This window comes from Methylobacter sp. S3L5C (assembly GCF_022788635.1).
GTDB lineage: Bacteria > Pseudomonadota > Gammaproteobacteria > Methylococcales > Methylomonadaceae > Methylobacter_C.
This window is the reverse complement of sequence record NZ_CP076024.1, coordinates 4,768,802-4,784,901: the sequence shown is the minus strand read 5'-3', so window position 1 is coordinate 4,784,901 and position 16,100 is coordinate 4,768,802. Positions and strand designations below refer to the sequence as shown.

14 protein-coding genes and 1 riboswitch are annotated in these 16,100 nt (G+C 44.2%); of the genes, 4 read left to right on the top strand and 10 right to left on the bottom strand.

The window, feature by feature from the left end:
- Window positions 1–139: 139 nt before the first annotated feature.
- From argJ to gshA, 7 genes are all read right to left on the bottom strand, one after another.
- A complete protein-coding gene (gene argJ, locus KKZ03_RS21655; protein WP_243218883.1) occupies window positions 140–1,354 on the bottom strand; it encodes a bifunctional glutamate N-acetyltransferase/amino-acid acetyltransferase ArgJ in 1,215 nt (404 codons plus the stop codon).
- A 3-nt stretch (window positions 1,355–1,357) separates the two neighbouring features.
- Window positions 1,358–2,512, bottom strand: a complete 1,155-nt coding sequence (locus KKZ03_RS21650; RefSeq protein WP_243218882.1) for a cation diffusion facilitator family transporter — start codon at window positions 2,510–2,512, stop codon at window positions 1,358–1,360.
- A complete protein-coding gene (locus KKZ03_RS21645; RefSeq protein WP_243218881.1) occupies window positions 2,512–2,739 on the bottom strand; it encodes a sulfurtransferase TusA family protein in 228 nt (75 codons plus the stop codon). The genes KKZ03_RS21650 and KKZ03_RS21645 overlap by 1 nt, the downstream gene beginning before the upstream one ends.
- 88 nt (window positions 2,740–2,827) lie before the next feature.
- Window positions 2,828–3,871: a tRNA (5-methylaminomethyl-2-thiouridylate)-methyltransferase gene (locus KKZ03_RS21640; RefSeq protein WP_243218880.1), complete on the bottom strand. Its 1,044-nt coding sequence runs from the start codon at window positions 3,869–3,871 to the stop codon at window positions 2,828–2,830.
- A 192-nt stretch (window positions 3,872–4,063) separates the two neighbouring features.
- Window positions 4,064–5,449, bottom strand: a complete 1,386-nt coding sequence (locus KKZ03_RS21635; protein WP_243218879.1) for a 3'-5' exonuclease family protein — start codon at window positions 5,447–5,449, stop codon at window positions 4,064–4,066.
- 766 nt (window positions 5,450–6,215) lie between these two features.
- Window positions 6,216–6,941 (bottom strand): phosphoadenylyl-sulfate reductase, encoded by a 726-nt coding sequence (locus KKZ03_RS21630; protein WP_243218878.1) that lies wholly within the window; start codon window positions 6,939–6,941, stop codon window positions 6,216–6,218.
- Window positions 6,942–7,061: 120 nt separating this feature from the next.
- Complete coding sequence (gene gshA / locus KKZ03_RS21625) at window positions 7,062–8,648, bottom strand: glutamate--cysteine ligase (RefSeq protein WP_243218877.1); 1,587 nt, start codon at window positions 8,646–8,648, stop codon at window positions 7,062–7,064.
- Window positions 8,649–8,742: 94 nt separating this feature from the next.
- On the opposite strand from gshA, the gene recQ reads away from it, so the two are divergent.
- The 3 genes from recQ to KKZ03_RS21610 are packed head-to-tail and all read left to right on the top strand — an operon-like array spanning window position 8,743 to window position 11,452.
- Complete coding sequence (recQ, locus tag KKZ03_RS21620; protein WP_243218876.1) at window positions 8,743–10,872, top strand: DNA helicase RecQ; 2,130 nt, start codon at window positions 8,743–8,745, stop codon at window positions 10,870–10,872.
- A gap of 13 nt (window positions 10,873–10,885) precedes the next feature.
- Window positions 10,886–11,206, top strand: a complete 321-nt coding sequence (locus tag KKZ03_RS21615) for an NGG1p interacting factor NIF3 (RefSeq protein WP_243218875.1) — start codon at window positions 10,886–10,888, stop codon at window positions 11,204–11,206.
- A 39-nt stretch (window positions 11,207–11,245) separates the two neighbouring features.
- A complete protein-coding gene (locus KKZ03_RS21610; protein WP_243218874.1) occupies window positions 11,246–11,452 on the top strand; it encodes a hypothetical protein in 207 nt (68 codons plus the stop codon).
- A 195-nt stretch (window positions 11,453–11,647) separates the two neighbouring features.
- On the opposite strand, the gene KKZ03_RS21605 is transcribed toward KKZ03_RS21610, so the two are convergent.
- From KKZ03_RS21605 to KKZ03_RS21595, 3 genes are all read right to left on the bottom strand, one after another.
- Window positions 11,648–12,175, bottom strand: a complete 528-nt coding sequence (locus tag KKZ03_RS21605) for a DUF4410 domain-containing protein (RefSeq protein WP_243218873.1) — start codon at window positions 12,173–12,175, stop codon at window positions 11,648–11,650.
- A gap of 255 nt (window positions 12,176–12,430) precedes the next feature.
- Window positions 12,431–12,604: a hypothetical protein gene (locus KKZ03_RS21600; protein WP_243218872.1), complete on the bottom strand. Its 174-nt coding sequence runs from the start codon at window positions 12,602–12,604 to the stop codon at window positions 12,431–12,433.
- Window positions 12,605–13,015: 411 nt separating this feature from the next.
- The gene (locus KKZ03_RS21595) at window positions 13,016–14,635 is read right to left on the bottom strand and encodes a choice-of-anchor I family protein (protein ID WP_243218871.1); all 1,620 of its coding nucleotides are present in this window, start codon (window positions 14,633–14,635) and stop codon (window positions 13,016–13,018) included.
- A 540-nt stretch (window positions 14,636–15,175) separates the two neighbouring features.
- Window positions 15,176–15,254, top strand: a riboswitch (cyclic di-GMP riboswitch).
- Window positions 15,255–15,285: 31 nt separating this feature from the next.
- Here KKZ03_RS21595 and KKZ03_RS21590 point away from each other — a divergent pair.
- Window positions 15,286–16,023 carry a DUF1566 domain-containing protein gene (locus KKZ03_RS21590; protein WP_243218870.1) on the top strand — a complete coding sequence of 246 codons (738 nt, stop codon included), beginning with the start codon at window positions 15,286–15,288 and terminating at the stop codon, window positions 16,021–16,023.
- Window positions 16,024–16,100: the final 77 nt, after the last annotated feature.

The following is a 16,100-nucleotide window of genomic DNA, read 5'->3' as shown; positions in this document are numbered from 1 at the left end:
TCATTAAAAGAGGGTAGTGCAATCGCACAGGATTGCCTCTACATGATATTGTTAATGGTGCCAGTCGAGGTTTGCAACCCCGACCGCAACGTTTGAAGAATTCAGAGCAATCAATGGAATATTTCGCACTGTGACGATTTTAAGTCCGGTATTCGGCATTAATTTTTACATAATCATAAGAAAGGTCACAGGTTAAAACTTCTTGAATGGCTACACCACGACCCAATTTAACGGTGACGGTGATTTCTTCCTGATTCATGACTTGCTGGCCTGCTTCTTCGGTGTAGTTATCATCGCGGCCGCCATTTTTAACGATACAAACGTCATCTAAAAAAAGTTGCACATTTTCCAGTACCATATTTTCGACACCGGAACGGCCCACAGCGGCAAGAATTCGTCCCCAATTAGGATCGCTGGCAAAAAAAGCCGTTTTTACCAACGGCGAGTGAGCAATAGTTTTACCGACGCGCACGGCTTCTTCATCGTGCAAAGCTTCTTTAACAACGATACGTATTAACTTGGTTGCCCCTTCGCCATCCCGAACAATAGCTTCTGCCAGATGTTTACAAACACTCATAACAGCATCGGCAAAAATCACATAATTTTCACTGTTTGACGTAATTTCCGGAGCGGCTGAGCAGCCGCTCGCCATCAATACACAGGAATCATTAGTCGAGGTATCACCATCAACGGTAATGCGGTTAAAAGATTGTTCAACGGCCAAGGCCAAACAATTCTGTAATAGCGCCTGACTGATTTTGGCGTCGGTTGCCATAAAGCCCAACATGGTCGCCATGTTGGGCTGAATCATACCGGCACCTTTGGAAATGCCGTTAACTGTTACCGGCTGTCCTGAAAGTGTAATGGTTTTAGAAATACCTTTAGGGAAAGTGTCGGTGGTCATAATCGCACGAGCGGCCTTATCCCAGTTAGCCAGTGACAGATTTTTTAGCGCTGCCGGTAAAGCTGCTGTAAGTTTGGCTACCGGTAACGGTTGTCCAATCACGCCGGTAGAAAAAGGTAGTACCTGATTGGCATTACCGCCCACAACTTTTGCCAGTTCAGCGCAAGAGAGCAAAGCATCCTGCATGCCTTGTTCACCGGTTCCTGCGTTGGCATTACCCGAATTAATCAGCAACCAGCGCGGTCCATGGGCGAGATTGGCTTTTGCAACATGGACAGGTGCCGCACAAAAGACATTCTGGGTAAACACGGCCGCACAGGTTGATTGTTCGGCCATTTGAATAACCAAAATATCATCTTTGATGGTTTGCTTGATACCTGCGCAAGCTGTGCCCAAGGCTATTCCAGCGACGTTAAGCATGTTTGGGAAATCGCACTGTCCTACTGCCATTTATCAATCCTCGTTGTGTTTAAAAAATAGGGTAACGTTTTTAATTTTGTTTACCTTTATCTTCATGCGCTTGCATTGCTTTTTTAGCAAGGCTAATAACAGCGGTTGTTGGCTAAGGGTAAACGGTAAAATAACTTCGACTTCAATTTGTCCGTTTAAATAATGGATTCTAAAATCTTCTATCGCTGTTTTAAACTCTACCAGATATTTGTCCAATAACACCTGAACATCTGCACGGGTTAGCGGTTTGCCGGATTCAAACAAACCTTCATCATCTTCAGGATCTACATGCACCAAAACATCCATAACATCATCAAAACGGCTGATTAATTCATCCCTGACGGTATCGCCGATGCTATGACCTTCGGAAACGGTGATGCGCGGATCAACAACGATATGAGCATCAATCAACGCGTCTTCGCCCATTTGCCGGGTTCTTAATAAATGAATACCTTCAACACCATCAATACTTATAATGGTTTTGCGAATTTCGGAGATAAGTTTGGGTGGCAACGAGGTATCAACCAATTCTTTGATGCTCTCAAGAACCAGACTCAAGCCAATTTTGGCAACCATTAATGCCACCACGATGGCGGCAATTGCATCGGCCAGCGGATATCCCAAGATAACAGCGCCTATACCGAACAGGACGACAATCGATGAAATAGCATCGCTGCGCTGATGCCAGGCATTGGCCATTAATAACTTGGAACGGGTTTTTTTGGCAATACGTTTGGTGTAATGGTACAGCCATTCATTAACCAAAATGGATGCCGCTGCAACGCCCATCCCTAAAACATTGGGCACTGGCAGATGTTCAGGGTGCGCCATTCGATTCATTACCGACCAGCTAATGGCACCGCCAATGGCTATTAAACTGACGCCTAGAATGACGGTTGCAATCGTTTCAAAACGGCGATGGCCATAAGGATGCTCATGATCCGCTTCGCGGCTTCCCAATCTGACGGCAATAATGACTAAAAGGTCGCTCAGTAAATCGGACAAAGAATGGATGCCATCGGCGATTAAGGCTGCTGATTGCCCCAGAATGCCAAAACTGATTTTGATCAGCGTTTGAAAAACATTAACTGCCGCGCCGATATAGCTGGCTCTGGCTTTGAGTTTTGCGATTCTTGCCGGATCAAGAATATCAGCCATTACACACCGACTTCCAGGGTAATGCTATATTCATGGTTGCAGGATTTTGTCTCCAGTACTTTATGACCATTAATACGGCACCAGGTCGGAATATCCTGCATAACGCCAGGATCGGTACAGATAACTTCCAGTTGGTCACCCGCTTTAAGTTGTTTGACTTTATCTTGGGTACGTATAACCGGCAATGGACAAAGCAGGCGCCGTGCATTTAGGGTTTCTTTAATCATATAAGGGTAGGTTTAAGGTGAAAGGGGCAAGGCTCAAGGTGCAAGGCAAAGGGCAATCCCTTTTGCCTTTCGCCTTGTATCTTTAACCTCAAACATACCACTCTTTGGGGATGTCTTCGCTTTTTAAGGGCTTAATTTGAATGGTTCTTTCTGAACCGTCTTTTTCCATGACTTTGATATCGACCTGTTCGGCATGTCGCCCCTGACCGTAACGACCCACAACGCTGGCTGCCAAATACAAATCTTCAGCAGAGGGTTCGCCGTCAATCAGCGCCAATGGACCGGTATGGCTGATGCAATTCATACTGATAAATTCTTTTCTATAGCCTTCCAAAAAGCGTCCTTCACCTTCTTCCCTGGCTATAATCAGTTTAAAGTTTTTTTGTGGTCTGATATGTCGACCGACTTTTAGTAACATCACATCATCCAGTTCGTAGTCTTTGCTACCCTGTGATTTCCATAAATCGACCAATCTTGCCGAATAGTATTTATCCGTCAGAAAACAGCAGCCACCCGCTGGTTGCGAATAATCATCTATGCCAAATTGCTCAGCCATCGCTATTTGTGGCTTGCGGGAACGCCCGGTAATATCATGCAGTTTTTCCCTGTCTACCCAGCCTTCAATTTCCGGCCGGGTTGCCGGTAGATTCTTGGCGCACATAGGCCGCAGTAATAAATCATCAGCACCTGACTGTTTGGATACGATGGGCATTTTTGATTTGGTTTGTGACATGGGTCTTTGGCCAATCACTTCACCGGTAATAATAAAGTCAAAATCGTTTTCAACGATCCATTGTTTGGCTTTATTAACCATGAAAATCTTACAATCCAGACAAGGATTCATGTGTGCGCCATAACCGTGCTTGGGATTAATCAGCACTTTTTTATATTCTTCGACAACATCGATAATATGCAGTTTTATGCCTAGTTGTTCGGCAACCCATAAGGCGTTGTTGCGCTTGGGTTTTGCTTTGTCACTTTCACGAATCGCATGAGTATGGCCTTCTACACAAAAACCGGTAAAAAAATTAATGCCTTCAACATGAATGCCTTGTTCCATTACTGTTTTTGCCGCCAGCATTGAGTCCAGACCACCGGAAATCAATGCTATTGCTTTTCTTTGCTTACTCATAACGCCTTTATTTCTAAAAATTGGACCATTATACTCAGGTATTTTCTAATAGGGCTTCAACTTCTGCCGTTTTAGCCATTCTGCTTATGACTAAACCTTGGTTAATTTTAGATTTTTGTAGTTAAAGGCTTCGATTTTTATGCAGAAAGCATAAGTTGTGATGAAAAAACAGAGGAATGTTTGACGCATTTTTTACCGGTAAGCCGGTTGCCTGTCAACATGAACTAATTGCCTGGGTTTTTTCAAGGCTTTACTGAGTATCATATAAGTATCGCGATCAAAAACCGGTTGACTGGATAATAATAAATCATCCACTTCGGCGGCATTTTTCGCGGTGCCGAGATAACACCAATGGTCAATCAGATGTACATCGCCACCTTCTTTAATACCTACGATTCCTGGATAAGGCCAGGAGGCCAGTTTAAGTTTGTTCATTGCCATGACCAGACGAGCGGCATGGTTAAGTGGCGCTTCCTCGCCGATGCAGGCACCTTTACATTTTGCTAACTGCCTTGCAAAACAAGGACGTCCCTTGGTGATTTTTTCAAGGCCGAGTACACTTAAACATAACTGGTTTTGATCGGCGATACTGCGGAGTGCTTTTTGCGCATCGCGTTGGTTGTGATAAAGACCATGAAGATTATCCTGCACACCGAAATCAAGGTCATTGGCCCAAACCAATACCGGACGCAGATGCTCGGTCTGTTGTTGGAGTTGCCAAGCACACAACCCGTTGTTGCGTCGTAAACGACGATTATGTATGGGTTGCATGGCCTTGATTAGTTTCGCCTCCAACAATAAAGCTCCTAATTCACCGGCGGTTTCTATCCAGTCGAAGCGGCGTAACTGTTGGGATAAACTCATTTCCTTGCCATGGCTGTGATCGGCTGAAAAGTGTGATAATACCCTTTGCTTAATGTTTATACTTTTACCAATATATAACGGTAAGTCATTTTCGCCATAAAACAGATACACGCCCGGTGACTCGGGCAGTTCGTCGATCAGGCTACGATCAATATTCGACGGTAAACTGGAACGTGCAATCAGTTTTTGTACGGTATCGGTGATCAGATTTACATCTTGGCTTAAGTGGATTTGCTGCCAAAATTGATGAATGAGTTGGGCGTCGCCCAGTGCTCTATGTCTGGCTTTGACGGTCAGACCGAAGCGCTCAATCAGGCTGTCAAGGTTGTGATGTTGGTATTCTGGAAACAGCGCTCTGGATAATTTGACAGAGCACAATACTGCGGGTTGAAACGTCAGTCCTGAACGTTTAAATTCGTTCTTCAGAAAGCCGTAATCAAAACGGGCATTATGGGCAATAAACAGATAGCCATGTAACAGTGTAAGCAGTTCTTCTGCGACGATTTCAAACAGTGGCGCATCGGCTACCATGGCGTTGGTAATGCCGGTTAATTTTTCAATAAAGACCGGGATGCGTGCTTGTGGTTGAATTAAACGACTCCACTCGTGTATGCCATTTTCATCCACCAAAACGACACCGATTTCAGTAATCCGATCCACAGTGGCATTGGCACCGGTGGTTTCCAAGTCAACAAACGCCAGGCGCGAAAACATGGTGGTCAGGATGCCAAAGCCATTGAATTAATGCTACCTATATTAATTTTCCCTGAGATAACGTTTACCAAGCAGCCAGAAAGGTCGTGGCACACGTAAATTGATATTGCTATTAAAGCGCTGATTATTTTTTGATAAGTTGCTTTAATAGTCGTATGAACCCCGTGCGAGACTTTTTTTTGTAATGATTCATAATATCTTCAATTTTATTTAACACTTGATCTTGCATGTGAATTTTATGTTGCATTGAGGCTCTCCCCGTTTTAAATCAGGATGGTTAATGAGAGCGATAACAGCGTATTTTCAAACCAAAAATCTTCGCTTTGAACGGTCTCAAGGCGACATTATGGCACTGCCATATCGATATTAATTTGAGGAATTAGCACTTGTTATACAAGCTATTCGTGAATTAAAGGTTACTTGAATTTTCTCGATTAAAGTGCTAACTCACTATAGTCTCTTGCTCTAATTATTATGGTTTCCAATAACCATCTGATCGTTATTTAAAGTACTGGCCTCGATTATTGAGTTACTTTTAGCCTGTAATAGTTAACAAGTTTTGTTGTTTCTCAGTGTATTCGGGACGAATTATTAGCTTACCCGCAGTTGGATGGTAGTCAACTATTTAGGGATATAAATGCGCCGATGACCAAGCTTGATTATCGGCTCTCTGTACCATGAAACCACAGTGCAGCTAAATTAAATTAAAGTGTAGTCTATGGCGCTCATTTTGCAAGCTTGTCAAGGTGCGCAAAAAATTCTATATCTACTTTTGTTTTAAGTTCCCGGCATGTAAGCCACATTCTTTTTTAGTTCCGGATTCCCACCACCAGCGGCCAACTCGTTCATGTTGATTGGGCAGGACAGCGCGAGTGCATGGCTCACAACCTATGCTGATAAAGCCTTTTTCATGCAATTCATTATAGGGTACCTGATAGGCTTCAATGTGATCCCAAACTTGCGCCGAATTCCAGTTGAGTAACGGATTAAATTTTATCAGTGGGTGCCCTGGGGTAGAAAATGCGCTGTCTATTTGCACTTCAGGAATGTCCTGTCGGGTATCCATACTTTGGTCTTTACGTTGACCGGTAATCCAGGCATCCACAGTTGCCAGCTTACGTTTTAAGGGTTCAACTTTACGAATACCACAACATTCCTGATGGCCATCCTCATAGAAGCTGAACAGGCCTTTGTTGGTTACAAAGCTGTCCAGAACATCCCGGTCAGGCGTTAATAATTCAATCTCTATCTGATAATGTTTTCTGACTTTTTCTATAAAACGGTAGGTTTCGGGATGCAGTCGCCCGGTGTCCAAAGAGAAAATCCGGATATCTTTTCTGATATTAAGTGCCATGTCGATTAATACGACATCTTCTGCGCCACTGAAAGAAATAGCGATACTATCAAATAACTCAAGGGCTTTTTTAAGAATGGTGCGTGGGTTTTTATTGGTTAAGTCGGTTTGTAATTGCTGAATATTAAAGGCTGTCATGAGGGGGCGGAGTCCTTTTTCTGTTTGATCAAATACCGGTAAAGTACCTTGAATGGCTATGCAGCGGAAAAAAGCAGGTTGGGTTACGCCATGGCTAAAGGCCAACCTGCCTGTTAGTTTTTATTGTTGTGAAAAATACTGTGTCAGGAAATCATCGAAAGGGATTTGCTTTTGGCTTTCGAGATCTTTTTGCTCTGCCAGTGAGATTTTAGCCATTTCGGTAAATTCTTGGGTATGGATTTTATCCAGCTTGGACAAGCTAAATTGCCTGGCATGTTCGGCAGATTTATTTAAAGCAAAACGACTAAAAGGCAGTTGCGTTTCAGTCATGCCTTTTAATATCCTTGCTGATGCCGTTAAATCCGGATTTTCGATTAATAACTGTTGTTGGGCAAGGGCGGTACTATAAGGTTTGTCGGTATTGTCTTTATCCAGAACGGCACATACGGGCTGTATGGCTTCAAGTATTTCTGTTGCCCAGTCTGTTAATAGGATCTGTTGATTGTCTTTGTTCAGTTGCAGACCGGGTTTTCTACCCAAATTGGCAACTGCCAACTGATTGGCATTATTGATCTGGTGATCTTCGTCGGTAATACGCGGGCTGTCTTTTAATAAGCAGGTGAGTAACAGCGCTTCTATAAACCGTGCCTTGGCTTCATCTATGCCAATGGGATTAAATAAATCCAAATCCAGTGAACGCATTTCTATATAGCGAACGCCACGTTTTTTAAGTGCCAGTGTGGGTTTTTCGCCGGATTTGATGATTTGTTTAGGTCGAATAGTGCTGTAAAACTCGTTTTCAATTTGCAGGATATTACTGTTAAGTTGACGGTATTCGCCATTAACAACCGTGCCGATTTTTTCATAGTCAGGGTAAGGAGTATTAATCGCCTTACTCAAACTACTGACATAGCCGGATAAAGAATTGTAATCAATTTTTAGATCAGCCTGATTTTTGCTTTTATAGCCTATATCACTCATGCGCAATGACGTTGCGTAGGGATGATAGAGGGTGCCCTGGTCAAACTCTTCAAATTGGGCCATTAACTCCGGACGGCTTTTGAAGAAGTTTTTACAAATTGCCGGTGATGCGCCAAATAAATATAAAATTATCCAACCGATGCGCTGAAAGTTTCTGACCAAACCAAAATAGGCTTCGGAGGTAAATTGCTCCAGAGTCAACGGACTAGCTTCTTGTTGGTGTAAAGCCGGCCACAATGCTTCGGGTACCGAATAATTAAAATGAATACCGGCAATGGCCTGCATGGTTCTGCCGTAACGATGCCATAAACCGTGTCGATAAACATGTTTCATATGACCGATATTGGATGATCCATAGTCGGCAATGGGAATACTTTCATCTCCATCAATGCCGCAGGGCATACTGGCACCCAGTAATAGTTCATTATCCAAATGATCATAAACAAACTGGTGGACGTTACGCAAATAACCCAAACTGTCTTTTATATCGGCAAACGGTGGGGTAATTAATTCAATCAGCGCTTCAGAATAATCCGTGGTGATAGTCGGATGTGTCAGTGCCGAACCTAAGATGATCGGGTGCGGTGTTTGGGCAATTAAACCATCTTTGCCTATACGCAGACTTTCTTTTTCAATCCCTTTAAGGCCTCCGCAGAGCAGATGTTGATGGTCATTTGCCAGAAGTTGTTCCAGGCGCGTCGAAAGCTTATTAGTAAAATAGGTCATAGAGTGGGCGTGTGTTCCCTGCAGTCCTGTATAATTGATGCATTATAAATGGTTTACCTGATTGAAGAAGTATTATCGTCGTGCGGGAGAGGCAGTGAAGAACAAGTCCATCGAAATACTCAAAGCTGTTTTTGGCTATGATGGTTTTAGAGGCCAGCAACAAGACGTCATAGAGCAAATTTTGGCAGGAGGGGATGCGCTGGTATTAATGCCCACTGGTGGCGGAAAATCATTGTGTTACCAGATTCCGGCCTTAATAAGACCCGGGGTTGGTATTGTTATTTCGCCGTTAATTGCTTTAATGCAGGATCAGGTCAGTGCCTTACTTCAGCTGGGGGTAAAAGCCGCTTTTTTAAATTCCACGTTATCTCAGGAAGAAGTCCGAACTATTGAGCGGCAGTTATTGAATAACGAGCTGGATTTATTGTACATTGCCCCGGAAAGACTCACCTCCGGCCGCACTATTGCGCTGTTTCAGCGTATCCAGATCGCCCTGTTTGCCATTGATGAAGCCCATTGCGTATCGCAATGGGGACATGATTTTCGGGTAGATTATTTGCAGTTATCCCTGCTGCATGAGCAATTTCCCCAAATTCCCCGTATTGCCCTGACCGCAACCGCAGACGAAAAAACCCGGCAAGAAATTATTTTGCGCTTACAGTTGGAAAAAGCGCCGCTTTTTCTTAGTGGTTTTGACCGTCCCAACATTCGTTACCGGATTGTGCAGAAACAAAATGCCCGGCAACAATTAATTGATTTTATTAAGGCCGAACATGCCGGAGACGCTGGTATTGTCTATTGCCTGTCGCGTAAAAAAGTCGATGAAACCGCCGAATGGCTAAGATCGAAAGGTATTAATGCCTTGGCCTATCATGCCGGTATGACCAACGATTTACGCTATCAGCACCAACACCGGTTTTTAATGGAAGACAGTCTGGTGATTGTTGCCACCATCGCTTTTGGTATGGGTATTGATAAGCCTAATGTACGCTTTGTTGCCCATCTGGATTTGCCTAAAAGTGTGGAAGCCTATTACCAGGAAACCGGCAGGGCAGGGCGTGACGGTTTACCCGCCAATGCGTGGATGGCTTATGGCTTACAAGACGTTATCACGTTGCGGCGCATGTTGGCTGATTCCAATGCCGATGAAGCCCATAAACGCCTGGAAATGCACAAACTTGATGCCATGCTGGCGTTATGTGAGCAAGTCCATTGTCGGCGGCAGGCGTTATTAAAATACTTTGGTGATCACTTGGAGCTGCCTTGCAATAATTGCGATACCTGTTTGGAAGCGGTCGATACGTGGGATGGTACGCTGGCTGCACAACAGGCCTTATCGTGTATTTATCGTACCGGACAACGTTATGGTGTGGGCTATTTAATTGATGTGTTACTTGGCAAAATTACCGAGCGGATTGTCAGTTCCGGCCATGATAAACAAGCTACGTTTGGCTTGGGCAAAGACTTGGATGAGCAGCAATGGTCTTCCGTATTCAGGCAGTTGGTTGCGCGCGGTCTGGTTTCCGTTAACTTTGATCATTTTGGCGTGTTGCAACTGACGGATGTCTGTCGCCCGATTTTACGCGGCGAACAACAGTTAATGTTACGTAAAGATATACGGCCCGAAAAAAGCAAGCTTGGCAAAAAAGGTGCCGGCAAATCAGTCAGCAAGGGCGAAATCAATAGTGAGTTATGGGAGGCTTTACGTGCCAAGCGCAGAGAGATTGCCGATGCCCAGGATGTGCCGCCCTATATTATATTTAATGATGCAACATTGATGGCTATGATGGAGAAAAAACCGGCCAATCACCAACAAATGCGCTTGTTGTCGGGAGTGGGTGAGCGAAAATTAAGCCTTTATGCCGATCAGTTTTTAGCGGTTATCAAAGATTATAGCGATGACCACAGCGGACACGATACGGCGACAGAATCGGTAGATTTGTTTAAATTAGGTTATAGCGTTAACAAGATTGCCCAAAAAAGAACATTGAAAGCCGATACTATCTATACGCATCTTTCGCAAGCGTTGGAGCAAGGACTACTGGCGTTGGTTGATGTCGTGGAATTGCCTGAGCCGGAAATAAAAACTATTGAGGAGGCTATTTTAAGTCTGCCCGGTGAACAACAAAATGCCTTAAAACCGGTTTATGAGCATTTTGATGGCCAATACAGTTACAGTATTTTACGTTGTGTGCGGGCAGCACTGCAGCGCAAGACGGCATAAAGCGATTATCGCCATGTATAAATTAAGTTTTTACGTTCCCGAAGCGCAGCTTGAAGCAGTAAAAAGCGCCTTGTTTGCAAAAGGCGTAGGGCATTACAAGGCTTATGATCAATGCTGCTGGCAAGTGCGCGGAGAAGGTCAGTTTCGACCTTTGGCAAATAGCCGGCCAACACTTGGGCAAGTTAACCGGTTGGAAAAGGTTATTGAATATAAGGTGGAGATGATTTGCACTGCTGTCGTAATCAAGGAAGTTGTCCAGACGTTACTTAACGTGCATCCTTATGAAGAACCTGCCTATGAAGTTTACAAGATCTTGACGGTTGACGACTTGTGAAATATCTCACTTTAATTTTTTGCCCTTAAAACAATGACCATGCGCAGGTATTTTAAAAAAAATGTCGATCAAACGGATTTGTTCGATTTGGCCGCACAGCTCAATGAAATAAAGCAATTGCGCTCAGCAGAGTCAGAATTAAGCATGATTGCCTTGCTTGGTACGGAAGAATTGAATCTAATTGAGAGCAAAAAAAAGACCGGCTTAAATTGGGTACAGATATCCACTGATTCCATCTTTGATTAAGTCTTCACAAAAAATCAGCTTAGGCTTTGCTGCCAAAATGGCAGCACAATAAAGACTATAGATTTTCAGATAAGTAATTTCCATGTTGACAGATACCATCCCTTCAAGTGATGTTATCTGTGTGAGCTTACAGAGCATGAATTGACAGTTTAATTTCTGAAAGTCTATAGCGAAGTTACTTGGACAGCCTCCTTGCTAGTCTTTACCAATAATGGAATCTGCAACCGCTTTACAAAAGCCAACCTCGGTATCTTTTATATCCGTCAGTGCACCATAAAAACCATGCCAGGCGAAAGTCTTGTTGACTTCATAGCGGGCCATTTTTTCATTGGATAAAGAGTCAGCAAGCGTTACCTCGGCATCAATGTGCATTTGTCCCAAGCCTATCATCATAAATCGCGCAAAAGCACTGCCTTCATCATAGTTTTTTATGGCTACAGAAGCGTTGAGCGTTGTAGAACCGGGAACTCCGGTATTGATGGTTTTAAAACGTTTTGGGCTAGTGGTTTTTATATCTGCCACAATCAGTTTCGTCATTCTATCGGTATCAGTTTGATTTAAAGTAACGTGCTTATCCGCTTTAACGGTAATAACCAAATCAGAAAATCGGTCTGCCTGACTACTACTCATAGGTGAGCCTATCAATTGATGAGAGCCAGCGGTATCAGCGCATCCAGACAAGAAGCTGGCAACAAAGACTAGTGCTATATAAAAGTATGTCATGTTAATAAAAGCCCTCTGATGGATTAATACAAATGGGTATGGGGCAGATGCCTGATAGTTATTATAGCGGTCTGAAGGTGCTTGCACGGGTTATTACCGGCAAGTGCCAATAAAAACTCATATCCCGGCTTTATTAACGGTAATAATCTGCACAACTTTTATTGTATTTAGACGCCGCATAGTGCTTTTCTGGCTTGTCGTTTGGCGCTTGTATAGCTTGACACTTTTACCGGTTATGCGGGTAAAGGGTTTGCATTAAGTAATAATAGTATTGGCACTGCTCAGCAAGTTACTGGCACTGCCAGCACCTTTGGTTGCTATGTCAATACCTTTAGAGGCACTGCCAAGCAAGGTATTGGAAAAGCGAGTAAAGGTACTGAAAGTGCCGGTAGAGGTGCTGGCAGCGCCATTGGGGGGTTTTACTGACACAAAAAAGGTATTAGGAGTGCCGGTAGAGGTTCTGGCAGTGCCAGTAGCTTGACGGGGAGAGTGAATAAAGGTTTTTTAAAATACCGTTGCGATATTTATTGATCTGAATCGCAAATTATAACGCGGGACGGAGTTTTATAACCCCGTCCCAAACGTTTCAAAAGCTATTAAAGCGCGTAGGATGGGTAGAGGCAATAGCCGAAACCCATCATATTCAATCGCTTATTCGATGGGTTTCGCGTTGCTCTACACATCCTACTCATTAATTAAAGCCATAAGACGGATTAAAAGTAGGGCGCAATATGCTATTGATGCCCTACCTATTACACCTTACCGCGTTGACCCCAAGTTTCGGCTTGGGAACCGGTAATGCATGTAGCCCAACGCTTTATGCTGATAAAATACCGGCTTTTAGGCTTTGCGTCGACGAGTCAAGACACCAAAGCCTGCCATTGCCGAGCCGAATAACCAAACTGCTGCAGGAACAGGAACTGCTGCGACTTGATACAGAGAAGTAGTTTCGCTAACCTCGTTGCTTACAGCAAGATAGCTGCCTGCGGCGTTAGAGAAAAAGCTTATTCCTTCCGGACCAACATCACCTGCAGTGAAAATTGTATCGAGGTAGAGGATGCTTGCCAAGTTGCTAATGTCCCAAGCCATGATGGCATTGGATCGCTCCAGACCCAGAAACAATATATCGCGGCCATTGACTTTACCCACTATTGCGCTTTCTGGCTCTGGTCCTTTATTATCGCTGCGGCTGTCATCCCAAATTGACGAGTAATTAGCCATTATGGTTTGCTCTATCTTATCGCCGGAATCAAACACCATTGTACCGTTAGCATCTAAAATCGAGAAAGATCGTCCACCAAATGCTTGTAACTGATCAAGGTCGCCATCGCCATCGGTGTCGCCGCTGGTAGAGACAGTCAAACGATTTAGTTTGTCGTTATTGGTTTGCCAGTCAGCACCATGCGCAGCGGTCAGAGTAGCGTTTAGAGCGGAATCAATGGTTGCATCGCCGACGCGGATTTCATCATTACCACCTGCCCAATCGCCACGAGAATCGCCTTCGTTGGCCGTTACATAGTATTGACTGCCGCTGTTGGTAAAACTCGCTATGCCATCTGGCATATACATTCCCATCACGTTCCAATTTTGGATATTGCCGTTCAGGGGGCTTTTGCCTGATCCGTCACGATCTGAAACATCCAGGCCGTTGCCCGCCAGGCTGTGGTCTTTCAAGCCCATGGCTTTAATGTTGGTAATGGTTGCCGTAGCGATATCGATCTCTGCCACTGAATTAGCTTCTTGCAGGGTTGCGTAAGCTTTGGTGCCATCTGCGCTTACTGCGATGTATTCGGGTTCAAGATCTTGGGCAACAGAAGCATTGGGGCCGGTAAGTCTGACACCTGCAGCCTTAAGTGCTGCAGCCGAGCCATTAAAGCTCTCAAAACCAGCGGTCTGTGAAGTAAAAGTGGTTGTGTTGATAATGCTCACTGAGCCGACTGGATCGCCACCAGGGCCAACCAAATAACTGCTTGGTTCGGCTTCATTGGCCACTAACAAACGACTACCATCTGGTGTGTAAGTGACAGCATCAGGATTAGCGCCGACCGTCACATCCGCCTGATGTGCATAAGTATTAGCATTATAAAAACTCACTAAACCGGCATTGGTCTTGTTGGGGGCTGTGATGGCTATCGCTGCTTGGCCGTTCTTTACAGCGACGCTATTGATGCCGCCTAGCGAGCTAGTAGAAAAGGAATTGACCAGATTACCGGACAAATCAAGGATATCAATACCGCCTTGACCAAGGTTTAATTGGTTTGCATCCGTACCTGCCACCCATAGACGATTGTTTAGGGCGTCGTAGGAGAGAATTTCAGAGCCCATTGAATTTGAGCCATTAGCGGCAGTATGGCTGAAAGTCCATTCATGAGAGTAGCTAAAACCACCGGTTGCATTGGCGGTTGTGGAGGCTAGCGCTACGGCAACGGCAATAGCGAGGGTAATACGTGTATGTTTCATAAGCTTTGGAATCCTTGATGTTGTTAATATAAATGGTTAATCTGCAATTAAATAAGCCAGGCATAATTGAGCCGCTAATAATTGCTTTCACCCTCAACAACACGCTAGGTCTGTCAAGTTGAATCCTAATTTACTTTTTATTTGTTACAAAAGTGTGAACCGTATCGAATAATTCACCTTTCGTTCAATTTTGCCACTGTTTCATGAAATGATGGCCATAGCTCATGAAAAGTACGAAAGACATGAAAGACAAAAAATATATTAAATACACGAAATCAATACTGAATAAACTGGTTGCTAAGTTGGAACTTGGCAACCAGTTTATTCAGCACAGTCTATGAATTTAGTATATTTAGGTTACTTGATACATTTCGATGCATTTCGATACAATTCAAAGCTGTACTTGGTATTTTTATCTGTTATAGTCTTTTAGTAGTTTAAAGATTACATAAATACTTTAGGTATTTATGTTCAAGCAAAGTTATCCGCTTAATAAAACTGCACGCTCGTGTCCCACTTATCCAAGTGCCCATGATTCATGGATGAACAAGCCAAACTTATTGCAAGATAAGGACGGAAAACTACGGAGCCTATGATAAAGGCCAGCCGGGTTGCGTTAAATTTAATGATAATTTTTCGTAGGTAACAACATGCAATATAAAAAAATAGCGCTGGCATTTGCATTGCTGGCTAGCACGATAGTAACCGGCACTGCCCAAGCAGCGCTGTGGGCCCGTACCGGCGGTATGGTTTATGACGATGTTAATAACATCACTTGGGCAGCCGATGCCAACTTGTTTCAAACTCAGGCGGCGAGTAATCCTAATATGGTCAGTGACATTATCGCGGCTAACGGCGGGGTTATTCATGATACGGCCAATTATTATGATGGGTATACGGGTATCTATAACCTGACCAGCGCAGACTTTAATACCAGCACTGGCACAATGACCTGGTTTGGCGCACAAGCCTGGGTTAACAACTTGACGTTGGGTGGTGTTACGGGCTGGAGCTTACCCTCTACACCAGTAAAAGCTGATGGAATCAATGTTACCAGTAGCCAAATGGGTGATTTGTTTTACAATCAATTAGGTGGTGCAGCTTGGACAGATATTGAAACAACTCATAATGCTAACTATGATCTATTTACTAACGTCCAGAGCTATGTCTACTGGTCGGGTAGTGAGTACGCGCCCGATCCAAGCGCCGCGTGGGGCTTAAATACCAGCAGTGGCTACCAGGGCGCCCCCTATAAGTTCGGCCAGTTCTACGCATGGGCTGTTCGCCCGGGCGATGTTGCCGCCGTTCCGGTACCCGGTGCGTTTTGGCTCTTCGGTAGCGCGATGGTCGGGTTAATGGGCTTAAAGCGTCGTAAGAATATCGCTTAATTTCTCTGGCTCCCAAGCTCCAGCTTGGGAGCCAGAGCCGAACTCCAACTTGGGAATCAGCCATTTAAAGCAGGATT